The organism is Azonexus sp. IMCC34839 (assembly GCF_047047955.1).
Classification (GTDB): domain Bacteria; phylum Pseudomonadota; class Gammaproteobacteria; order Burkholderiales; family Rhodocyclaceae; genus Azonexus.
This window is the reverse complement of record NZ_CP150631.1, coordinates 2,744,560-2,765,974: the sequence shown is the minus strand read 5'-3', so window position 1 is coordinate 2,765,974 and position 21,415 is coordinate 2,744,560. Positions and strand designations below refer to the sequence as shown.

At 61.8% G+C, this 21,415-nt stretch carries 18 protein-coding genes; 5 read left to right on the top strand and 13 right to left on the bottom strand.

What is annotated here, in order from left to right:
* The first annotated feature begins 24 nt into the window (after positions 1-24).
* The gene (locus WIF35_RS13435; RefSeq protein WP_412478725.1) at positions 25-1,437 is read left to right on the top strand and encodes a cryptochrome/photolyase family protein; all 1,413 of its coding nucleotides are present in this window, start codon (positions 25-27) and stop codon (positions 1,435-1,437) included.
* On the opposite strand, the gene WIF35_RS13430 is transcribed toward WIF35_RS13435, so the two are convergent.
* The 5 genes from WIF35_RS13430 to WIF35_RS13410 are packed head-to-tail and all read right to left on the bottom strand — an operon-like array spanning position 1,434 to position 10,427.
* The gene (locus WIF35_RS13430) at positions 1,434-6,941 is read right to left on the bottom strand and encodes an Hpt domain-containing protein (RefSeq protein WP_412478724.1); all 5,508 of its coding nucleotides are present in this window, start codon (positions 6,939-6,941) and stop codon (positions 1,434-1,436) included. The two genes, WIF35_RS13435 and WIF35_RS13430, sit on opposite strands and share 4 nt — an antisense overlap.
* A gap of 39 nt (positions 6,942-6,980) precedes the next feature.
* Positions 6,981-9,116 carry a methyl-accepting chemotaxis protein gene (locus WIF35_RS13425; protein ID WP_412478723.1) on the bottom strand — a complete coding sequence of 712 codons (2,136 nt, stop codon included), beginning with the start codon at positions 9,114-9,116 and terminating at the stop codon, positions 6,981-6,983.
* A gap of 39 nt (positions 9,117-9,155) precedes the next feature.
* Positions 9,156-9,668 (bottom strand): chemotaxis protein CheW, encoded by a 513-nt coding sequence (locus WIF35_RS13420; protein WP_412478722.1) that lies wholly within the window; start codon positions 9,666-9,668, stop codon positions 9,156-9,158.
* Positions 9,669-9,673: 5 nt separating this feature from the next.
* Positions 9,674-10,039 carry a response regulator transcription factor gene (locus WIF35_RS13415; RefSeq protein ID WP_412478721.1) on the bottom strand — a complete coding sequence of 122 codons (366 nt, stop codon included), beginning with the start codon at positions 10,037-10,039 and terminating at the stop codon, positions 9,674-9,676.
* Positions 10,040-10,055: 16 nt separating this feature from the next.
* Positions 10,056-10,427, bottom strand: coding sequence for a response regulator (locus WIF35_RS13410; protein ID WP_412478720.1), 372 nt, complete (start codon positions 10,425-10,427; stop codon positions 10,056-10,058).
* A gap of 226 nt (positions 10,428-10,653) precedes the next feature.
* On the opposite strand from WIF35_RS13410, the gene thiD reads away from it, so the two are divergent.
* From thiD to WIF35_RS13390, 4 genes are all read left to right on the top strand, one after another.
* A complete protein-coding gene (gene thiD, locus WIF35_RS13405; RefSeq protein ID WP_412478719.1) occupies positions 10,654-11,520 on the top strand; it encodes a bifunctional hydroxymethylpyrimidine kinase/phosphomethylpyrimidine kinase in 867 nt (288 codons plus the stop codon).
* Positions 11,513-12,136 (top strand): thiamine phosphate synthase, encoded by a 624-nt coding sequence (thiE, locus tag WIF35_RS13400; RefSeq protein WP_412478718.1) that lies wholly within the window; start codon positions 11,513-11,515, stop codon positions 12,134-12,136. Before thiD ends, thiE begins: the two co-directional genes overlap by 8 nt.
* A 2-nt stretch (positions 12,137-12,138) precedes the next feature.
* On the top strand, positions 12,139-13,422 hold the full coding sequence (hemL, locus tag WIF35_RS13395; RefSeq protein ID WP_412478717.1) for a glutamate-1-semialdehyde 2,1-aminomutase: 1,284 nt from the start codon (positions 12,139-12,141) through the stop codon (positions 13,420-13,422).
* 65 nt (positions 13,423-13,487) lie between these two features.
* Entirely contained in the window at positions 13,488-13,757 is a 270-nt protein-coding gene (locus tag WIF35_RS13390; RefSeq protein ID WP_412481247.1) for a DMT family transporter, read from the top strand.
* 54 nt (positions 13,758-13,811) lie between these two features.
* Here WIF35_RS13390 and mgtE read toward each other — a convergent pair whose 3' ends face one another.
* The 8 genes from mgtE to WIF35_RS13350 all read right to left on the bottom strand — a co-directional run bounded on the left by mgtE (position 13,812) and on the right by WIF35_RS13350 (position 21,397).
* Positions 13,812-15,254 carry a magnesium transporter gene (mgtE, locus tag WIF35_RS13385; protein WP_412481246.1) on the bottom strand — a complete coding sequence of 481 codons (1,443 nt, stop codon included), beginning with the start codon at positions 15,252-15,254 and terminating at the stop codon, positions 13,812-13,814.
* Between the two features lie 95 nt (positions 15,255-15,349).
* Positions 15,350-16,045 (bottom strand): monofunctional biosynthetic peptidoglycan transglycosylase, encoded by a 696-nt coding sequence (mtgA, locus tag WIF35_RS13380; RefSeq protein WP_412478716.1) that lies wholly within the window; start codon positions 16,043-16,045, stop codon positions 15,350-15,352.
* Entirely contained in the window at positions 16,042-16,866 is an 825-nt protein-coding gene (gene aroE, locus WIF35_RS13375) for a shikimate dehydrogenase (protein WP_412478715.1), read from the bottom strand. Before aroE ends, mtgA begins: the two co-directional genes overlap by 4 nt.
* A 47-nt stretch (positions 16,867-16,913) precedes the next feature.
* Entirely contained in the window at positions 16,914-17,807 is an 894-nt protein-coding gene (locus WIF35_RS13370) for an energy transducer TonB (protein ID WP_412478714.1), read from the bottom strand.
* Positions 17,804-19,705, bottom strand: coding sequence for a ribonuclease catalytic domain-containing protein (locus tag WIF35_RS13365; protein WP_412478713.1), 1,902 nt, complete (start codon positions 19,703-19,705; stop codon positions 17,804-17,806). Before WIF35_RS13365 ends, WIF35_RS13370 begins: the two co-directional genes overlap by 4 nt.
* Positions 19,706-19,712: 7 nt before the next feature.
* Entirely contained in the window at positions 19,713-20,303 is a 591-nt protein-coding gene (locus tag WIF35_RS13360) for a YqiA/YcfP family alpha/beta fold hydrolase (RefSeq protein WP_412478712.1), read from the bottom strand.
* Positions 20,288-21,112, bottom strand: a complete 825-nt coding sequence (locus tag WIF35_RS13355; protein ID WP_412478711.1) for an undecaprenyl-diphosphate phosphatase — start codon at positions 21,110-21,112, stop codon at positions 20,288-20,290. Before WIF35_RS13355 ends, WIF35_RS13360 begins: the two co-directional genes overlap by 16 nt.
* A 45-nt stretch (positions 21,113-21,157) precedes the next feature.
* Entirely contained in the window at positions 21,158-21,397 is a 240-nt protein-coding gene (locus WIF35_RS13350) for a YkgJ family cysteine cluster protein (protein WP_412478710.1), read from the bottom strand.
* Positions 21,398-21,415 lie beyond the last annotated feature (18 nt).

Here is a 21,415-nt window from a genome sequence, read left to right as displayed (position 1 = left end):
TCGCCCCCCGGGTACAAACCAAACATGAAACACCAAAAAGCTCTCGTCTGGTTTCGCCGCGACCTGCGCGACAACGATCACGCGGCCCTCAGCGCCGCCTTGGCCAATAGCCACGAAGTCCATTGCGCCTTCGTTTTCGACCGCGAGATACTCGACGCGTTGCCGTCCCGCAACGACCGGCGGGTGCACTTCATCCACGAATCGCTGCTTGAACTGCATGCCGCCCTGCAAGCCCGGGGCGGTGGTCTGCTCGTTCGCCACGGATTCGCCCAGGAAGAAATTCCGGCCTTGGCTCGGGAATTGGGCGTCAATGCGGTATTCGCCAACCGGGATTACGAACCCACCGCCAAGACCCGCGACGCTGCCATCGCCGTTGCCCTCGCCGGCCACGGTATCGCCCTTGAGCTGTTCAAGGATCAGACGATATTCGAATGCGATGAACTGCTGACTCAGTCCGGCAAACCCTACACCGTCTTCACGCCCTACAAAAATGCCTGGTTGAAGCGGTGCACCGCAGCAGACGCTGCCAGCTGGCCGACGGAAGGCCGTTTCGCCAATTATTCAGGCAATGCTCTTCCATCGCTGCCGGAACTCGGCTTCGAAACAAGCGACATTGGGCAGATCGGCATTCAACCCGGCATGAGCGGAGCCCGCGCCCTTTGGCTGGATTTCCGCGGCGACCGGCTCGACCACTATGGCGAGCGACGCGACTATCCGGCCATCAAGGGTGTTTCCTACCTCTCTGTCCATCTGCGCTTCGGCACGATCTCGATTCGGGAACTCGTTCGCCACGCCCAGGCGCAGCAGGCCGATGCTTGGCTCAACGAGCTGATCTGGCGCGATTTCTACTTCATGATCCTCGACCGCTTCCCGCATGTCGTCAACCGGGCCTTCAAGCCTGAATACGACCTGATTCGCTGGGATGACTGGCCGGCCGGCCTCTCCGCCTGGTGCGAAGGGCGTACCGGCTACCCCTTGGTCGATGCGGCGATGCGCCAACTGAATTTCAGCGGCTGGATGCACAACCGACTGCGCATGGTCGTCGCCTCTTTCCTGAGCAAGGATCTCGGTATCGATTGGCGACAAGGCGAACGTTACTTCGCCGAACGCTTGGTCGATTTCGACCTGTCGGCCAATAACGGCGGCTGGCAATGGGCAGCGTCGTCAGGCTGCGATGCGCAACCCTATTTTCGTATTTTCAACCCGGTAGCGCAGTCGGAGAAGTTCGACCCGGAAGGACGTTTCATTCGCCGCTACGTCCCCGAATTAGCCAGTGTTCCGGACAAATACATCCACCAACCGTGGCGCATGAGCACCATGGAACAGCAGATGTGCGATGTAGTTATCGGCCGGGACTATCCGGCTCCCATCGTCGATCACGCACAGGCCAGGGAGCGAACCCTGGCCCGTTACGCAGTCGTCAAAAAGCCGATTTAGACAGCGGCCTTCTGTTTGACGTAGCCGGCGATCAGGCCAAGCAACTGGTCTTCGTCGTACGGCTTGCCCAGATAGTGGTTGGCACCGATTTCCAGCGCGTAGTTGCGGTGCTTGTCGGCGGTACGCGAGGTGATCATGATCACCGGGATGTTGCGCAGACGCTCGTCGGCACGCAGATTACGCACGAAATCGAAGCCGTCCATGCGCGGCATCTCGATGTCGGAGAGGATTACGTCCGGACGCTCGTCGATCAACTGCTCCAGCGCATCGACGCCATCCTTGGCCAGAACGACCTGGTAGCCTTCGCGCGACAGCAGGCGGCTGGTGATCTTGCGCACGGTCAGGGAGTCATCCACCACCATCACCGTCGGCAGGTGTTCCTCGACCGCAGGGGCTGCCGGAACATTGCTCGGACGAGCTTCGTAGCTTGCCGCCACCGGACCACGGCTGGCCAAGGCCACCGGGTTCAGGATCAGCACGACTCGACCATCGCCCAGCACCGTGGCGCCGGCAATACCGACCACCCGCGCCAATTGGGCGCCGATGTTCTTAACGACGACTTCCTGGTTGCCCTTGAGTTCATCGACCTGCACACCGACCCGCTGCGAACCGGAACGCAGCAACAACACCCAGTGCTGGCGATGCGCTTCGGGCAGCGCCTCGCTGTCGCCCAACAGGTGCGGCAGGTAGGCGAACGGATAAGTATTGCCCTGCCACTCGGCCGCACCCTGTTCGCGAATCGCCGCCAGACCCTTTTCCTTCAATTCCATGACCTGTTCGATCATCGTGGAAGGAATGGCGTACATCTGGCTGCCGACACGAACCAGCAGGGTCTGCGTCACGGCCAGGGTCAGCGGCAGGTAAAGGCGGAAGGTGGTGCCTTGTCCCGGCGTGGTCACGATTTCGATACGCCCGCCCAGTTCGGTGACGCTGGTCTTGACGACGTCCATACCGATGCCGCGCCCGGCCAGTTGGGTCAACTCCGAGGCTGTCGAGAAACCAGGGTGGAAGATGAAATCGTAGAGCGCGCTGTCCTCGACCTGCTGGCCTGGCTGCAACAAACCGAGCTCCTCGGCACGGACGCGGATACGCCCGGCATCCAAGCCCTTGCCGTCGTCCTTCATGGACAGGATGAATTCGTTGCCCTCCTGCGCCAGCGCCAGCGAGATTTCGCCAACTTCCGACTTGCCAGCGGCCTGACGCTGCTCGCGCGTTTCGATACCGTGCGTCACCGCATTACGCAGCATGTGCTCGATGGGGCCCATCATCTTGTCGAGCACGGAACGGTCGATATCGACCTGCCCGCCGATCACGTCGAGGTTGGCGCGTTTGCCGACCTCCTTCGCCGTCTGCCGGACGATACGATAGAAACGCTCGGTCTGGCTGGCGAACGGGATCATGCGCACGCCCATCAGCTCCTGCTGCAGACCACGGTTGATTCGTGCCTGCGCCAAGATGGCCGCGTTGGCATCGTCAAGGTTCTTCAACAAGTTCTGCTGGACGGTGGCCACGTCATTAACCGATTCGGCCATGAAGCGGGTCAGTTCCTGGAAGCGCGTAAAACGGTCCAGTTCCAGCGGATCGAATTCCGCCATCCCTTCACTACTCTGCGCGACACGGGCCTGAATCTGTGTTTCCGCCTGAATTTCGATATCGCGCAGCTGGCGACGCAGACGGATGACGTTTTCCGTCAGGTCGAGCAGCGAACTCTTCAAGCTGCGCATTTCGCCCTCGATACGGGCGCGAGCAATCGACAATTCGCCAGCCTCGTTAACCAGGCGGTCAACCAGATCGGCGCGAACACGCAAGCTTGCCTGCTGGGCCGCGGCAACTTCGGCCTCCGGCGCAACTTCAGGCTGAGCAAGCGGCTTGGCGGCGGACTCGGCGACCTTCGGCTCTTCGCCAGCCACCTCTTGCTCAACCGGTTCGGCCGCTGGAACTGTTTCCGGCGGCGGACCATTGCGCAGAATTTCCACGGCCTGCGCCAGCGTATCGCAGCCTGCCTCGATCTCATCGAGCAAACCGGCGCTGGCCGGACCGGCTCGCATCGTTTCCTCGACGCGTGTCTCCAGCAAGTGCGTCACTTCACCGAGGTTCATGGCCCCGGCCATGCGTGCATTGCCCTTGAAGGTATGTAGCAGGCGGCCGATGGCATGCGGTGCGGCATCGCCGGCGGGGTCGCCGCGCCAGATACGCAGTTGTTCAGTCAGGTCACGCAACTGATCGGCTGCCTCTTCCAGGAAGATGGGCAACAGCTGTTCGTCCAGTTCGTCGGTCAGCTGCGGCAACTGGACTGCCGGCGCAGGCGCGCTCTCGACCTCAGGCGTCGGCACCGGCTCTGGGACAACCGGATGCAAAGGGATAACCTCGGCGCTGGCAACCTCCTCTTCCGCCACGCTGGGTGGCGGGAATATTTCCTCGAGGGCGGCGACCAGTTGCGGCTGCTCTGCTGGCGGAGTTTCCTCGGACAGCGTGGCGTACATACCTTCGAGCGTGATGATCGCCTGCCGGACGGTTTCCAGTCCCTCGATGCTCGCCGGATTGGCAGAGCCATCACGACGCAGGAGGGCATGTTCAAGAGCGATGGCCAGATGGTGCAACGGCATCAAACCGACGGTTGCGGCGATTCCACCCAAGGTATGGGCGGCCCGTGTCATCTGGAATGTCGTCGGCGCTACGGGATGCGCATCCATCTGCGCATAGCCCTCGCTGAGCGATTGCAGGTGACCGCGAGCCTCTTCACGGAAAATATCGAACAAGGTTACCGCTGCCGGCTCGGCCAAGGGCTCGCTGGCGGGCATTTCCTCCTCGACTGCCGGCAACTCCGGCACTTCGACCAGTTCGATGGCCTCGATCGTTTCATCTTCAGGAGCAGGCTCGTCAAGCGACAGCAAATCTTCCAGGGCGGCCGCGGCATGTTCCAGTTCGCTGGCAGGCTCCTCGACAAGCGCTGGTTCCTCCAGGGCGAGCGCCGGGATTTCCAGCATTTCGGCCGGCGCTTCCAAGGGCGTCTCCGGTTCCGGCAGTTCGATCTCGATGGCCGCCAGCGGCTCGGGCTCTTCCATCGCTTCGACAGCCGGCACCGCCTCAGGCACCGCTACGGCAACCGGTTCCGGAGTGGCCGACGGTTCGACACCGCGTAGCTTCTGTGCCAGCGCTACCAGCGCATGGGTATCGGGCACTTGCCCGGCACCAGACTCAAGATGCTCCACCCAGACCGAGAAAATCGCGTGCTCTTCGTCGATCATCCGGAGCAGCTCGGCCGAGGCCGGCTGTTCCTGACGCAGCCAAAGGTTCAGCGTCTGCTCCAGCTCCCAGGCAACTTCGCCCAGCGCCGTCAGACCGACCATGCGACCGCTGCCCTTGAGCGTATGGGTCGAACGGCGGACAGTCGTCAGCGACTCGCTGTTGCTCGGATTCAACGCAAGCTGAGTTTTTTCGTCGTCGATAGTAGCTAGGACTTCCTGGGCTTCCTCAAGGAAGATCGCCAGTAGTTCAGCATCGATTTCTTCGTGACTGGATTCCGCCAGCTGGATGGTTTCGGCGGACGGGGCCGGCGCTTCCGGCTGAACCGGGGCCAAACCCGGCATGGTCAGATCGAGATCGCCGCCGGCTTGCAATGCTTCGATGGCAGCCTTGGCGGATTCACCCAAAGCACGATCGGCGACCAGATCGGCGTCTTTCTGGATCGCCTGCAAGTTCTGCATCAATTCGCCTTGCAGACGCTCGTCCCGTGGCGTTTCCTTCAAAGCCTCGACCAAGGCCTGCGCCTCCTGGGCTTGCTTGGCCAGTTGGGCTTCGACCGTCATCTCGGGAAGCGTCTCTTCTTCCTCTTCCTCGAGAACAGGCTCATCCTTGCCTTCCATACGACGCATGAAGCTGTCGAAATCGGACTCGCCAGTCTGCAACGCATCAATGAAGAAGCCAATCAGCGACAACTGATGCGCCACCGCTTCGAATTCGGCATCATCCGGCGGTGTCTCCGCCTCGGCAAAAGCTCGAATGCGGCCTCCGCACTCTTTCAGGCTATTGACCGCACCGAAATGGCCGAGCATGGCCAAAGCACCGCCAACTTGCTTGATCTGCCCGTCGATTTGGGCGACATCGGGCACCTTGCTCGGGTCTCGGAAGTAGGCATCGAGAGACTGCTCGATCTGCGCCAGGTTATTCTGCATTTCCCGGCCGACTTGTCCGATCAAGAGCTTTTCCTGGGCACGACGGGTCATCTCGTCGAGCAACGGCACCTCAGTATCGGCAGCCGCACGCCCGGCGATGCAGGCGTAAAGGCGGTCGACCATGAGGTCGACTTGTTGCGCGAAATCGGTACCAAGACGTCGGAAGTTCTCCTGGGCGTTCTGAATCAGCAGGATGGCCGTCGCTACTTCCATGGCAACGGTATCGTTGTAACGGCCGGCATCTTCGAGCAACCAGCTGGCCAAGGCATTGAGTGCCTGGCCCAGGCGCTTCAAATCGGTCTGACCGAGTTCGTCGGTCAATTGGGCACAAGCCCGGGTGTTATCGGCAAAAGCCTGCAGGCTGCCCGCATTACCCGTACAGAATTTGTTCCAGGCCTCCTCGACCCCTGCCAGCAGTTCGCGCAACTTGCGCAACGCGGCTTCCTGTTCGGGCTGCAAGGCCTCGGGGCCCTGCTTCGGTAACAACGCCGAGAGAGCCCAGGTTTCGTGTGCCCGAGCGATCGCCGGCGCAAGTTCCGGCGCTGCATGGGCGATGTAATACAACGCTTCACGCATCAACCGCTCGGCGATGCTGGTCGACCCTTCGAGCAGACGGCGAATCTGCGCATCGATACGCGAGACAAGTTGCCGGACATAGGGGTCGCTGGCCAGTTGCGGATTGGCCAGGGTCTCCATCAAAGCCGCGGCCACCCACCAGAAGGAACGGGTAGACGGTGTGCGTTGCATGCCTTCGATGGCTTGCAGGGCATCACGCATCATCTGGCGACCGCTTTCAGCCTCGGCCGGCTTCTTCAACCAACTGAGCAAACCCTTCTGGAAGCGCATGCGCTCGGCCTTGAAGGCCAATTTGGCTTGCGCCGCATCGGGCGGCGCCGCCGCACCGGCGCGCTTCGGTGGACGCAGGTTCAAATCGGGGAAGAATAGATCGCCGGGATGCACGGCTGCCAAACCACGCGCCGCCGCCAATTGCTGATAGACCGGCAACAAGCGCAGCGGCTGGTTCGGCTCGCCCGCTACCAATTCGTCGAGATAGCGACGTAGACCCAGCAACGCATCGCGCACTGCAGGAGCCTTGTCTCCGCTGGCACGGCCATCCTCCATGGCCAGCAGCAACGCTTCAAGCGATTCGCTAACCAGAGTGATACCGTCCAGGCCGACGATCGAAAGCGCGCCGTGGACTTGATGCACATGGGTGCGGCAGAACTTGAGTTGAGTGGTATCGCCGCCTTGCTCGAACAGGTCGATCGCCTCGACTGCACGCTGCAGCGAAAGGTCGATCTCCCCCTTGACCCAGGTCAGCGGGCCCATATCAAATTCCGTTGCCGCGTTCATAGTCTCTCGCGCAGATCAATCTACCTTGAAGCCTGCAACCGAACCCTTGAGTTCGGAAGCCAGAGCGGTCAATTCGTCCACCGCCTGGGCAGTACGCTTGGTACCGACCGTGGTTTGTTCCGTCACCTGCAAGATGTCCTGCATCAGGCGGGCAACCTGCGTTGCCGAATTGGCCTGATTTTGCGTTGCAGACGAAATGTTCTGAATCAGGTCGGCAAGATCGCGCGACACCTGACCGATCTCGGCCAGTGCCTGACCAGCAGCATCCGAAAGCTTGGCCCCCTCAACCACACCCTGGGTCGATTGTTCCATAGCGGACACCGCATCCTGAGTATCGGTCTGAATGGTCTTCACAATCGCCGCAATCTGCTTCGTCGCTTCAGCGGAACGTTCTGCCAGACGCTGCACTTCTTCCGCAACCACCGTAAAGCCACGACCTGCGTCACCGGCCGAGGCTGCCTGGATAGCAGCATTCAAAGCCAGCACGTTGGTCTGTTCGGTAATATCGGAAATCAGTTCCACGATTTCACCGATCTCCTGCGAGCTTTCGCCAAGGCGCTTGATTCGCTTGGAGGTTTCCTGAATCTGGTTACGGATTTCGTTCATACCCTTGATGGAATCCTGCACCGCCTGGGTACCCTTTTCCGCTGCGGACAGCGACTGGCGCGCAACCTTGGCCGACTGGGTCGCGTTGCCGGAAACCTCATTCATCGAACGGGCCATTTCCAGAGCAGACTGACCGACTTCCTGAATTTCGGAGGACTGGCGCTGGGCGGCGTCGAGCAGTTCGATGGAGGTCTGGCGCGCAATCTCGGTCGCCGCGGTCACTCGGTTCGCCGCATCGTTGATTCGACCGACCAGAACGCGAAGTTCTTCAATCGTGTAGTTGATCGAGTCGGCGATAGCGCCGGTAATGTTTTCGCTCACGGTTGCGGTAACGGTCAGATCGCCGTCCGCCAAGTCGCCCAGTTCGTTCATCAGACGCAGAATGGCGTCCTGATTTTCGCGATTGACCTGTTCGGAGCCGCGACGTTGCTCTTCCGCTTCAACCGCACGGCGTTGCGTATCGCCCAAGTAGATCTTGGCCAACAAGGCCAGTACGGCAACGGCCGCCACCGTCAGCACAATCATCAGTACCACGTACAGACCACGCTCGGACAAGCTGTCCTGATAACCCTTGGCCAGTTCGTCGGTGGCCTTCAGCAGATCCTCGCTCTCGCGGAAGATACGGGAACCGGCCTGTTTGGACAGGACCAGCGGCTGCATGTTGCCGAGAATGCTGGCAATCGCACCTTGGTATTCCTTGAATGCCCCTTCCAGTTCGGCGATCTTTTCACGGCTGTCGGCGTCGTTCGCACCCTTGGTCAAGCCTTGCAGCAAATCGCGGAATACGTTGGTGTCCTTACCCAGCAGGAAGGCGACTTCCGGGTTGATTTCACTACCGATCTGCAGCGCAGAAGCGTTCTTGGCAATCCGCTGGGTCAACATGACCAGCTGGTTGGCTGCCGCGATATCGCGGGCCGAAGCGCCAGCCTGCAGTTTCAGGGTAGCGATCTGCTCGGTCAGTTCGAGCATGGTCGCATTCCGATTATCGATGGTGGCAACGTTATTGCTCAAGGCAACCAAGCTCTTTTCCTGGCCGATCAGGATATCTGCATCCTTGGCGGTACCTTCCCAACGCTTGGTCAGGGCTTCGAGCTGCTCACGCACAGCGCCCGGCGAACTAGGAACGCTGACACCGTTCAAATCCCCGCCATTGGTCAGGCGATCGAGCAACTGGCTGAAGGTTTCACGCGATTCCTTCAATTGCGTGAAGGCCACCGGGTTACCGAGCAGGGCCAGCGATGATGCTTTTGCCAAGCGCTGCGACAGCATGCGCATCTCACCGGCCCCCGCCACATAGGCGGTACCGTGGGTCGATTCGCGGTTATCGTGAAAAACCAGCGCGGCAATCAGCACCAGCAGCAGGACGAAAATGCCGCCCAAGGTCTTGAGCTGCTGGATAACCGGCTGCCCCTCCAGGAAGGCCGGCATGGGCAGCTTGCCCTGTTTTTTCGGACTTTCTTCCTGCAGGTCAGCCGAAACGGTCATCTGACCGTTCGGATCGACCTTGGACTTCCCGATTTTAGGCAGTTTGAAACTGAAAGCCATGAAGTTCCTCCACTTGGGGTAACGAGCTGGTGCTCGCCTTCAAACCCCGATATTCATGAAATCTTGATCGGCCAGCACCTCACGCACTGAGAGCTTGTGCCAGACCTTTCCCTGGGTGTCCTTGTAACGTTGCCGTCCCCACACCGGCATCGCCTCGTCATCGCCTTCCGGCGTGAAATCTTCCGGATCCTTCAGGCCCAGCATGCGAGAAACCAGCAATGCCGAGTTGGAACCGTAACGCACACCAATCAGGAGCAAACGAGCATTTGCGTTCACCGGTGTTGGCGCCCCACCACGGAATACAGACAGGTCGGTGACGGAATAGAGATTGCCGCGAATGTTCGCCATACCGGCAAACCACGGTCGAGTCAGCGGCACAGGCACCACTTGCGGCGCCTGAATGATTTCCCCTCCGTCCGAAAGGTCCACCAGCCAAGCTTCCTTGCCCGCCTCGACCCCCAGCCAGGAGATACCACGGCCAGCCAAGGCCGCCGTCGTCAGGCGACCGGCCAGGTATTCCTGAAAATCCCGAAGACTCGTCTTCTTGGCCATCTAGATCAGGCCAAGGCGGCGATGCGTTGCAGCAGTTCGTCGGGATTCAGCGGCTTGACCAGATAGTCGACCGCACCTTGACGCAGACCCCAGATCTTGTCGGTTTCCTGGCCCTTGGTCGTGCAGACGATAACCGGAATGTTCTTGGTGTCTTCGTCGCGTGTCAGCGTGCGCGTGGCCTGAAAGCCGTTCAGCCCCGGCATCACGACGTCCATCAGGATCAGGTCCGGCTTCATGGCCTTGGCCTTGGCGATACCTTCCTCGCCGTTTTCCGCCGTGGTGACTTCATAGCCTGCCTTGGTCAACAGGTTAACGGCAAAGAAACGTTCGGTGGGCGAATCGTCGACAACGAGAATATTCTTGATGGGCATTACAGGACCTCAACTACTATTTGGATTCAGATTCAGCCGGCAGTGCAAAGGTGGCCACCATCTGCAGCAGACTGTCCTTGGTGAAGGGTTTGGTCAGATACTGATCGGAACCGACCATACGCCCTCGCGCCCGGTCGAACAGGCCATCCTTGGAGGACAGCATGATGACCGGCGTACTTTTGAAACGCGCATTCTTCTTGATCAGCGAACAGGTCTGATAGCCATCGAGGCGCGGCATCATGATGTCGCAAAAAATCACTGCCGGCTGGTGATCCGTAATTTTGGCCAGCGCATCGAAGCCATCCTCGGCCAGCACCACCTGACACCCGGCCTGCACGAGAAAAATCTCAGCGCTACGCCGAATGGTGTTGCTGTCGTCGATCACCATGACCTTGACGCCACGCAATCTTGATAAATCTACCAATTTAAATGTCCCCTGAGCCTTATTTCAGGCCTACTCGCTATTTTCGCATCATACTACGGAAGTATTGGCCCAATGCAATCCCAATATTGTAGGAATTACCCCGTAACTACGGGGCCCCGAGGGCCGGTTTCGGATAAAATTTACCCCCACTTTTAGCACATTCGGTACACCGTATCCGGTGCACTTCCCGATGAGTTCACCACATACCATTCCTCCAACTCCACCGCTGGTTCTGGTTTTCGCGGCCAGCGACCCGACTTCGGGTGCCGGCATCCAGGCCGACCTGCTGACCCTGGGCAGCCTGGGTTGCCACCCGCTGACCGCGCTGACCGCATTGACCGTCCAGGACACCGTCGGCGTACATAGCCTGCACCCGGTATCGCCCGAACTGGTTGAGCAGCAGGCGCGCGCGGCGCTCGAAGACATGCCGGTGGCCGCCTTCAAGATTGGCGTGCTGGGCAGCGTGGAGAACGTGTTGATGGTGGCAGAGATCGTTTCCGACTACCCGGAAATCCCGCTTATCCTCGACCCGGTGCTCGCATCCGGCCGCGGCGATGACCTCTCCGGCGAGGACATCATCGCCGCCATGCGCGAAATGCTGTTGCCTCAAACCACGCTGATCACGCCGAACGCCCCCGAAGCCCGCCGCCTGGTCGAAAGCGACGAGGACGATGAAGAGCCGTCGATCGACACCTGCGCCACCCGCCTGATCGAGATGGGTGCGCAATATGTGCTGATCACCGGCACACACGAAAACACGCCGCAGGTCGTCAATACGCTGTACGGCCCCGAAGGCGTCATCCGGCGCGACCGCTGGGAACGCTTGCCCGGCAGCTATCACGGCTCCGGCTGCACGCTGGCCTCGGCCATCACCGGCGCCATCGCGCAGGGCGCGCGCATCGAGGATGCTGTGCGCGATGGTCAGGACTACACCTGGCAAACCTTGAAGGCTGGCTTCCGCGCCGGTATGGGCCAGTTCATTCCGGACCGTTTCTTCTGGGCGCGCAGCGAAGACGAAGAGACCGCCAATGACGAAAAGGCTGCCCCCGATGCCTGAGTTGCGCGGCCTCTACGCCATCACCCCCGACAACGCCGACGGTGCTACCTTGCTGCGCGACGTCGAAGCCGCGCTGGCCGGCGGCTGCCGCATCGTGCAATACCGCGACAAGCTGAGCGCCATGCCCGAGCGGGTCGCGCGCGCCAAGGCCTTGCGCATGCTGACGCGTCGTTTCGATGCGCGCCTGCTGATCAACGACGACTTGGCCTTGGCCATGCTGATCGATGCCGATGGTGTCCATCTCGGCAAGGATGACGGCCACCTCGCTGCCGCCCGCGCTATCCTCGGCCCGCAACGCATTCTCGGTGCCTCGTGTTATGGCGATATCGAGGCAGCCCGTCGGGCGCAGGCTTGCGGTGTCGATTACGTCGCCTTCGGCGCAGTCTATCCGTCGCCAACCAAGCCCAACGCACCGACTGCTGCGGTGCACCTGTTCCAACAGGCAAAAACAGAACTTGGCGCAAAGACCTGTGCCATCGGCGGCATTACCATTGCCAACGCTGCCCCGCTCGTGGCCGCCGGCGTCGATCTGCTCGCCGTCATCACCGATCTTTTCTCGGCGGCGGACATCGCCGCCCGCGCCGCCCAATTCCAGAAACTTTTCGCGAGAACCTGACCATGACCTCACGTAACGAAGCCCTCTTCGCCCGCGCCCAGAAGCACATCCCAGGCGGCGTCAATTCGCCGGTGCGCGCCTTCCGCTCGGTCGGCGGCACGCCGCTGTTCTTCCAGAAGGGCGCCGGGGCCAAGGTACAGGACGCTGACGGCAAGTGGTACACCGACTACGTCGGCTCCTGGGGCCCAATGATCCTCGGCCACGCCCACCCGGAGGTGATCGCCGCCGTGCAGGCCGCCGTCGTCGATGGCCTCTCCTTCGGCGCGCCGACCGAGAAGGAAGTCGAAATCGCCGACCTGCTGTGCGATCTCGTGCCGTCGATGGACATGGTGCGCCTGGTGTCTTCGGGCACGGAAGCGACGATGAGCGCCATCCGCCTGGCCCGCGGCTACACCGGCCGCGACATTCTGGTGAAGTTCGAAGGCTGCTACCACGGCCACGCCGACAGCCTGCTGGTCAAGGCCGGCTCCGGCCTGCTCACCTTCGGCAACCCGTCCTCCGGCGGCGTGCCGGCTGGCACCGCCGAAACGACCATGGTGCTGACCTACAACGACCCTCAGGGTCTGGCCGAAGCCTTCAAGACGCACGGCGACAAGATCGCCGCCGTCATCGTCGAGCCGGTGGTCGGCAACATGAACCTGATCGCCCCGACCGCCGAATTCCTCAAGGCCATGCGCGACCTGACCGCGCAATACGGTGCGGTCCTGATTTTCGACGAAGTGATGACCGGCTTCCGCGTCGGCCTGAAGAGCGCCCAAGGGCTGTTCGGCATCACGCCGGACCTCTCCACCTTCGGCAAGGTGGTGGGCGGCGGCATGCCGATGGGCGCTTTCGGCGGCAAGCGCGAGATCATGGAAAAGATCGCCCCGCTCGGCCCGGTTTATCAGGCCGGCACCCTGTCCGGCAACCCGATCGCCACTGCTGCCGGCCTCGCCACGCTGAAGCTGATCCAGGCGCCGGGCTTCTACGAATCACTGACCGCGAAAACGAAGGCACTGTGCGACGGGCTGGTCGCCGCCGCGAAGAAGCACGGCGTTTCCTTCAGCGCACAGAACATCGGCGGCATGTTCGGCCTCTATTTCGCCGACGCCTGCCCGGGCACCTACGATGCCGTGCTGGCCTGTGACAAGGAAGCCTTCAACCGCTTCTTCCACGCCATGATCGAGACCGGCCACTACTTTGCACCCTCGGCCTTCGAAGCCGGGTTCGTTTCGGCCGCGCACAGCGATGCCGATATCGCCGGCACCATTGCGGCGGCGGACGCCTACTTCGCATCGCTGAAGTGAGCAGCGGCTTCGCCTGGCTCGTGTTGTTCATCGCCGGCCTCTGCGAGGTCGGCTGGGCCGTCGGGATGAAATACACCGACGGCTTTTCGCGCCTGTGGCCGAGCGTATGGACGGTGATCGGCATGGTCGCCAGTGTCGTGCTGCTCGGCTGGTCGCTGAAAACGCTGCCGCTGGGTACCGCCTATGCCGTGTGGACCGGCATCGGTGCGGTGGGCACGGCCATTCTGGGGATCTATTTATTCGACGAATCGCGTGAGGTCTTGCGCTTCGTCTGCATCGGACTGATCGTTGCCGGCATCGTCGGCCTCAAGCTGGTCACGCCGGACAGCCACTAAGGCTCGCTACTGCGGTGCACTGCCCCAAAAGGGCAAAAACCGCGACCCCTCTGCTTACATCAGGAAGAGCGTGGCCAGGCCGAGGAAGATGAAGAAGCCGCCGGAATCGGTCAGCGCCGTGATCAGCACCGAACTACCCACCGCCGGGTCGGCGCCCAGCTTCTGCCGCAGCAACGGTATACCGACGCCGGCCGTTGCCGCCAGCAACAGGTTGAGCGTCATCGCCGCCGTCATCACGACACCGAGCTTTAGACTGCCGTAGAGCCACCAGGCAGCCAGGCCCAGCAGGCCGCCCCAGATCAGGCCATTGATGGTCGCCACGCCCATTTCCTTGCGCAGCAGACGGCGCATGGCATCGGGCTGTACCTGACCCATGGCGATGGCGCGCACGATCATGGTAATGGTCTGATTGCCCGAATTGCCACCAATACCAGCAACGATGGGCATCAGCGCAGCGAGCGCGACCAGTTTTTCAATGGAATCCTCAAAGGCACCGATGACGCGCGAGGCGATGAAAGCCGTGACGAGATTGATGGCCAGCCAGGACCAGCGGTTTTTCACCGAATCCCAGACCGAGGCGAAGATGTCTTCTTCTTCCTTCAGACCGGCCTGGGCCAGTTGTTCGTGCTCGGCTTCTTCACGGATGTAATCGACGACCTCGTTAACCGTCACGCGTCCGACCAGCTTGCCGTCGAGATCGACCACCGGCGCCGACACTAGGTCGTAACGTTCGAAGGCCTTGGCCGCTTCGTCGGCCAGATCGTCTGGCTCCAGCTCGACGAAATCGGTCTGCATCAGCGTGCCGACTTCGACCTCGACTTCATTGACCAGCAGGATATTGAGCGGCAGGACGCCCTTCAGCTTTTCGTCGCGATCGACCACGAACAGCTGGTCGGTATGATCGGGCAATTCGTCGAAGCGGCGCAGGTAGCGCAACACGACTTCGAGCGTCACGTCCTCGCGGACGGTCACCATCTCGAAGTCCATGATCGAGCCGACCGAATCCTCGGGATAGGACATGGCGGCGCGCAGCTGCTCGCGCTCCTCGACCGACAAGCTGCGGAAAACGTCGTCAATAACGCCTTGCGGCAGGTCAGGCGCCAGGTCGGCCAGTTCGTCGGCATCGAGCGTCTCGGCGGCAGCCACCAGCTCAGTGCGCTCCATCGACTCGATCAGGCTTTCACGAACCGCATCCGAAACTTCGAGCAGGACCTCGCCTTCCAGCTCCGGATTGACCAAGCCCCAGACGATCAGACGTTCATCGGGCGGCAGCGCCTCCAGCACATAGGCAATGTCGGCTGGGTGCATCGGGTCGAGCTTGTCGCGCAATTCGTGCAGATGCTGTTTGTGCACCACCTCTTCGACCAGATCGTGGCGCGGGCCTTCCTGGCGATGTACCAGCTCTTCGACCAGCTTGTGCCGGGCGAGCAGGGTCTGCACCTCGGCGAGGCGCTCCTGCAAGTCTTCGGTGTCGGTCAGCTGGGCTTCTTCGCTCATGGTGCAGTGCGGCAAAAGGTGCGACATTTTAGCACCGCGACAGTGCGCCCGTCGGGACAATTTGGCCTGTGGATTTCCCCAATCCGGGGCGTTGTTCAGGGCAGTTCGGCCGCCGGCATGCGGCCCAGAATGATGGCCGTCTTCTTGCCCAAACCGGGCGCCCCCCGGTTACGGTCGTAGTAGCGCGGATTGGGCACCATGCCGGCCAGACGGGCCGCCTGTTCCGGCCCGAGTTGGGCGGCACTGATGCCGTAATAGTGACGCGCCGCCGCCTCGGCACCGAAAATGCCGTTACCCCATTCAATCACGTTCAGATAGACCTCGAAGATGCGCCGCTTGCTCCACAGCGTCTCCAGCATCAAGGTGATGATCGCCTCCTCGGCCTTGCGGAAGTAGGACTTGTTCGGCGTCAGGAAAAGATTCTTGGCCAGTTGCTGGCTGATGGTCGAGCCGCCGGCAACAAAGCGACCTTTCTTCTGGTTCTTTTCGATGGCTTTCTGGATACCTTCCCAGTCGAAGCCTTCATGATCGACGAACTTGGCGTCTTCGGCCGCGATGATCGCCCGCTTCAGATGCGGCGAAATTCGCTCGTAGGGCAGCCATTGTTGCTGCAACTGGGCGTTCGGCACCTTCTGGCGCAACTCGGTCAGGCGGATTTCCATGAAGCGCGTCGTTCCCGGATTGACCCAGCCCCAAAATAGCACCCAGCCCAGCAGCCACAGCTGCCACAGCAGGAAGAGGCCGAGCACGAGCAACAGCCCGCGCTTCAGCCAGCGTCCGAGCGTTCTCATCCGGCCAGCGCAGCGCGCAACTGCGCCAGGACGCCAGCGGTTTCGGGCCGTACACCGCGCCAGACGAAAAAGGCTTCGGCCGCCTGTTCGACCAGCATGCCGAGACCGTCGGCCACCTGTGCCGCACCCTGGGCACGGGCCAATGCCATGAAGGGTGTGTCGCCCTTGCCGTACATCATGTCGTAGGCCAGGCTGCCCGGCGCGAAAAGACCGACCGGCAAGGGCAGACTGGCGCCCGCCAGGCTGGCCGAAGTGGCATTGATGATCAGGTCGAATTGCTGGCCGGACAATTTTTCGTAATTTCCGCCGTGCACCGCAGCCATGTCGGAAAATGCCGCCGCCAGGGCCTCGGCCTTGTCGGCAGTTCGGTTGGCGATGTGCAGGCTGACCGGCTGACCGGCGAGCAGGGGGGCGATAACGCCGCGCGCCGCGCCGCCAGCACCCAAGAGCAGAATGCGCTTGCCGGCCAGCGGAGTGTGCAGGTTGTGCGTGATGTCGCGCACCAGGCCAGCGCCGTCGGTGTTGTCGCCGACGATTTCGCCCGCGGCAAAACTCAGCGTATTGACCGCCCCGGCCCGTGCTGCCCGCTCGGAAAGTCGGGTTGCCAGCCGGTAGGCATCTTCCTTGAACGGCACCGTGACATTCGCCCCTTTGCCGCCAGCCGCGACAAACTCAGCCACTGCCGGCGCAAACTCGCCGACCGGCGCCAGGCGGGCCTCGTAAACGAGATCCTGCCCGCTGGCTGTAGCGAAAGCGGCGTGAATCTGCGGCGACTTGGAATGGGCGATGGGATTGCCGAAAACGGCGTAGAGGTCGGACATGGTCTTGAGCGCTAGAAAATTCAGTTCGGCGGCCGCAGCCGGAACATCTATTGCCCCTTGCCGGTGCTCAAGGCATCGCCTTGGGTGAAATACCAGGTACGGGCAAACGAAAGCACGGTGGCACCGCTCATCGGCTCGCGCGGCACCGGGCCGAACGGCGCCGACATGCGCAGGATACGTAGCGCCGCCTGATCGAGCACCTTGTGGCCCGAGGAGCGGGAAACCTCGACGTTGTACAGGCTGCCATCTTCGACGCGCAGTTCGACGAAGAGCACGACCGAACCGTACAACTTGCCGCGCGCTTCTTCCGGGTAGTTCAAGGTGCCGATGCGCTCGATCTTGTTCTTCCAGGCATCGAGGTAAGCTGCCAGGCCGTATTCCTCGGCGCGGGCACCGACGAATTTCTTGCGCGGCTTCCGGCTGTACTCATCGCTCATCCGGTTGATTTCGCCCTCCAGGCGAGCCATGGCTTTGGCCGACTCGAGCAGGTCCATGCCACTGACGTTGGGCGCCGGCGTCGGTTGCTCACTGGCCGTCGGCGTGCTGGCTACCGTGCGCAGGCTCTTGGCCTGGGTCAGCATCTTGCGCTGGGCGGCTTCCAGTTCCTGCACACGGCGTTGCGCCTGCTGCACTTCGTCACCGGCGGTATTCTGTTTGGTCGGCGGCAGCGGCGTCTTGGCACGGCGGTCTTCCTCGGTATTACCACCGCCATCGAGATTGGCCTGGGCCAGGGCCTGGGCGTCGCTCGGCTTGCGGGCGGATTTGGCATTCACCAGGATGATGTCGAGAGCTTTTTCGCGCATGGCCTTCGAAGCATCGGGAAACTGGAAGTGCAGCATCATCAGCAAGCCGTGGAATAGCAGCGAAATGCCGATCGCCATCCACATGCGGCGGTTGTCGGGAATCGTCGGCTGCCAGTTCAGGGCGGCGGCGTTGCTCACTGCGCTTCCTCCTCCAGGGCTTCGGCCACCTCGCACTCGCCGAGCAGGCTCAGGAAGCGGCAGGTCAGCTCGGGGCCGAGCAAGTCGATTTCTTCGATGGCCAGATGCACGCGCTGGCCCGGCGCCAGATCGGCCGGCAGCGACGGCACGCGCAACATCAACGGCAGATGGTCGAGCTTGACCAGTTGCTCGCGGCGCACGGTGGCGTCGATTTCGCTGACGCCGTGCTGCTGCAGCCAGCGCAGACACCAGTAGCGTTCCATCATGCGCTGGAAGTCGGCATAGCTGCCGTAAGTCACCTCAAAGTCGCGCATGGCAGCGAACAACTCGGCCGATTTCTGCGCAAAGGCAGGGGTTTCGCCCTTCAGGCAGGCAATCAGTTGCCATTGGTTGACCAGATCGCAATAGCGGCGCAACGGCGAGGTCATCCAGGCGTATTGCGGCACACCGAGTCCTTCGTGTGGCAGCGGCGAGGTCGTCATGCGCACCTTGCCCTGCGTCTGCGCGCGGTACAGGCAAGCAACGTTATGTTCGGCCAGCAAGCCCCCCCAGGTCGAATTGGCGACGATCATGAGTTCGGCGACCAGCTTGTCGAGTGGGCTACCCCGCTTGCGCTCGGAGATTTCGACCGTGCAGGTTTCCGGATCGGCCAGATCGCCGACGATGGCGAAGTTGTAGTCGTTCACGCCCTGCACGGCAGACGGCTTGCCGCGCCGACCTTCGCAAGCGTTGGCGAAGTGCCACAGATGCAGCAATTCCTTGGCGAACGGCTGGTCAGGTAGCGCCCCGCCCACGGTTTCCGCGTTGAACCAGGGTTCGACTTCGTGATGACGCAAATTGGCGGCGATGTGCACCATTTCGACGCGCGATTCGTGCGAAACGATCTCGAACGTGTCGTTAACCGTCAGATAGAGCGACACCGCCGGGCAATCGACGCCGCCAGCCAGCGTGTAGTTCTGCACCACGGCGTCGGGCAGCATGGTGATCTTGTTGCCCGGCATGTAGACCGTCGACAGACGGGCGCGGGCCACGCCGTCGAGCGGCGAACCATGCTCGATGGCCAAACCCGGCGCGGCGATGTGTATGCCGATGCGGGTGCCGATGCCGGGCAGCCAGGTGACCGACAAGGCGTCGTCGATCTCGGTGGTGTTGGCGTCGTCGATGGAGAAGGCACGCACCTCGGCCTTCGGCAGATCGGTCGGCAGGCCCGGCGCTTCGAGATTGGGGAAGCCCGTGCCCTTCGGGAACTGCTCGTGCAGAAAGCGTTTGTAGTGCAGGTAGTAGGCCGACTTGATGGCACCGCACTTGAGCAGCAGTTGCGGCGCGGTCAGCCCGGTTTCGGCGCAGGCCGTTTCGAAAGCCTTGGTTTCGGGTTTGTTGCGGTCCGGCGCGTAGAGCAGCGCATCGGTCAGCGGCGCGATCTCGGCCGGCAGGCGGAAAGCCTTCAGGTCGGCGATCCAGCCTTCTATCGCGAGCGCTTGCTGACGCTTTTTTTCAAGACTGGCCAGAGCAGCTGCGAGAATGTCGGCTGGAGCCTTTTTGAAGCGGCCCTTGCCTTTGCGGTGGAAATAGACGGGCGCGGCGTGCAGGGCAAGCAGCACCGCCGTCGCTTCGACCGGAGCGGGGTCGTGTCCGTAGTAATCACGGGCAAAATCCAGAAACGAAAATTCGCCATCGTTCACGCACTCCCACAGGAAATCCGGTTCGATCTCTTCCGCCAGCGGTGTCGCCTGCTCGAGCAGTGCCGCAGCCGAAGGCTTTTCGAAACGCAGCAACACGGTTGCCGCCTTGATCTTGCTACGCTTGCCCGTAGGCAATTCGACCTGCAACGAGCTGTCGTTGTCGGTCATGATGCTGCCGGCCTTGAAGCCGCCGTCTTCTTCAAACAATACGTTCATCGGCGGATTATAGCCCAGCAAATTCAAGTATTTGCGGGATGTATTCGGGAAAATGCGTGAAGCTGTGATCACCGCCCTCGAGCACATCCTGGCGGCAACCGGCATAGAACTGCTGGGCTTGATGGTAGTCGAGCACTTCGTCACCAGTCTCCAGCAGCACCCAGTAACGCGAGCGAGTCGGCCGACTGACTTGTCGTCGCAATTGCTCGGCGTGTTCCGGCGTGAAGGTGAAACGCTCGCCGCTATGGAAATTGGCGTGATCGCCGATGAATTTTGCCAAATTCAGGCTGTGCACCGCAGCAGGGTTGATCAGCACGGCATTCAGGCCGTATTTCTCGGCCAGATGGTTGGCGTAATGCCCGCCGAGCGAGGAGCCAACCAGCGTAATCCGTCCGCCCGCTGCCACTAGCGGCTCGATCAGCGCCGACACGTCGGCCATCGCCTGCTCCGGCACCGGCGACAATGCTGGGCAGACGAAGTGGTCAGCCAACTCGCGCCGCGCCATTTCCTCGGCCATCAGCCGCGACTTCCAGCCCGCCGGCGACGAGCAGAAGCCGTGCAGATAAACGATGGCCGGCGAGCTCAGTGCGCCGTCCATTCAACCCAACCGAAGTGCCAGGTGGCCAGCACGACAATGCCGAAGGCGATGCGATACCAGGCGAAGGGAACGAAATCGTGGCTGGAGACGTAGCGCAGCAGCCAGCGCACGCACAGGAAGGCAGACACGAAGGCCGAAACGAAGCCGACTGCCCACATGCCAAGGTCGTCGGCGTTGAGCAGCGCGCGCTCCTTGTACAGGTTGTAGGCGGTAGCCGCGAACAGGGTCGGAATGGCCAGGAAGAAGGAAAATTCCGTCGCCGCCTTACGCGACAAGCCGAACAGCAGGCCGCCGATGATGGTCGCCCCCGAGCGCGAGGTGCCGGGAATCAGCGCGGCGGCCTGGGCCAGACCGAGCTTCAGCGCATCGAGCGGGCTCATGTCATCGACCGTCTCTACCCGGATGCGATGCTCGCGCCGCTCAGCCCAGATGATGACGAAGGCGCCGACGATGAAAGCGATGGCGACAGGCACCGGCTTGAACAGATGCGCCTCGATGGCCTTCTTGAACAACAGACCGAGCACGGCCAGCGGCATGAAGGCGATAGCCAGGTTCAGTACCAGGCGGTTGGCCAGGTGATCACGACCGAGGCCGGTCAGGACGCGGGCAATCCGCTCGCGATATTCCCAAACCACGGCCAGAATGGCGCCGGACTGGATGACAATTTCGAACAACTTGCCGCGATCGTCGTTGAAATCCAACAGATCGCCCGCCAGAATCAAATGACCGGTCGACGAGATCGGCAGGAATTCGGTCAGCCCCTCGACGATCCCGAGGATCAGGGCCTTGAGCAGAAGAATGAGGTCCATGGAATGCAGCCCGCAGGCTCGCCAGCAAAAGGAGGCCGCATTCTACTATTGCGGCGAAGTCGCCGCTTCGAGATCGGCCAGCCAACGCAAGGCATGCTCGCGCGATTCGCCACACATTTCCGGCGAAGGCTGCAGTCCACCGCAGCATTCCGGGCGTTCCGGCCGGCCGAACAATTGGCAGCGCAATTCGGCATCGAGTTGTGGGCAAGCCACACCGGCCGGCTTGTTCAGCGAGGAAATGGAGGGCGCGATACAACAGGCGCCGCAGCCGGGACGACATTCCATGGCAACAATCAGCCGGCG

What these genes read in the sequence shown, in the direction of transcription:
- WIF35_RS13435 (WP_412478725.1), top strand. Translation starts at nt 25, where the DNA reads ATGAAACACCAAAAAGCTCTCGTCTGGTTTCGCCGCGACCTGCGCGAC.
- WIF35_RS13430 (WP_412478724.1), bottom strand. Translation starts at nt 6,941, where the DNA reads ATGGGCCCGCTGACCTGGGTCAAGGGGGAGATCGACCTTTCGCTGCAG.
- WIF35_RS13425 (WP_412478723.1), bottom strand. Translation starts at nt 9,116, where the DNA reads ATGGCTTTCAGTTTCAAACTGCCTAAAATCGGGAAGTCCAAGGTCGAT.
- WIF35_RS13420 (WP_412478722.1), bottom strand. Translation starts at nt 9,668, where the DNA reads ATGGCCAAGAAGACGAGTCTTCGGGATTTTCAGGAATACCTGGCCGGT.
- WIF35_RS13415 (WP_412478721.1), bottom strand. Translation starts at nt 10,039, where the DNA reads ATGCCCATCAAGAATATTCTCGTTGTCGACGATTCGCCCACCGAACGT.
- WIF35_RS13410 (WP_412478720.1), bottom strand. Translation starts at nt 10,427, where the DNA reads ATGGTGATCGACGACAGCAACACCATTCGGCGTAGCGCTGAGATTTTT.
- thiD (WP_412478719.1), top strand. Translation starts at nt 10,654, where the DNA reads ATGAGTTCACCACATACCATTCCTCCAACTCCACCGCTGGTTCTGGTT.
- thiE (WP_412478718.1), top strand. Translation starts at nt 11,513, where the DNA reads ATGCCTGAGTTGCGCGGCCTCTACGCCATCACCCCCGACAACGCCGAC.
- hemL (WP_412478717.1), top strand. Translation starts at nt 12,139, where the DNA reads ATGACCTCACGTAACGAAGCCCTCTTCGCCCGCGCCCAGAAGCACATC.
- WIF35_RS13390 (WP_412481247.1), top strand. Translation starts at nt 13,488, where the DNA reads ATGAAATACACCGACGGCTTTTCGCGCCTGTGGCCGAGCGTATGGACG.
- mgtE (WP_412481246.1), bottom strand. Translation starts at nt 15,254, where the DNA reads ATGAGCGAAGAAGCCCAGCTGACCGACACCGAAGACTTGCAGGAGCGC.
- mtgA (WP_412478716.1), bottom strand. Translation starts at nt 16,045, where the DNA reads ATGAGAACGCTCGGACGCTGGCTGAAGCGCGGGCTGTTGCTCGTGCTC.
- aroE (WP_412478715.1), bottom strand. Translation starts at nt 16,866, where the DNA reads ATGTCCGACCTCTACGCCGTTTTCGGCAATCCCATCGCCCATTCCAAG.
- WIF35_RS13365 (WP_412478713.1), bottom strand. Translation starts at nt 19,705, where the DNA reads ATGAACGTATTGTTTGAAGAAGACGGCGGCTTCAAGGCCGGCAGCATC.
- WIF35_RS13360 (WP_412478712.1), bottom strand. Translation starts at nt 20,303, where the DNA reads ATGGACGGCGCACTGAGCTCGCCGGCCATCGTTTATCTGCACGGCTTC.
- WIF35_RS13355 (WP_412478711.1), bottom strand. Translation starts at nt 21,112, where the DNA reads ATGGACCTCATTCTTCTGCTCAAGGCCCTGATCCTCGGGATCGTCGAG.
- WIF35_RS13350 (WP_412478710.1), bottom strand. Translation starts at nt 21,397, where the DNA reads ATGGAATGTCGTCCCGGCTGCGGCGCCTGTTGTATCGCGCCCTCCATT.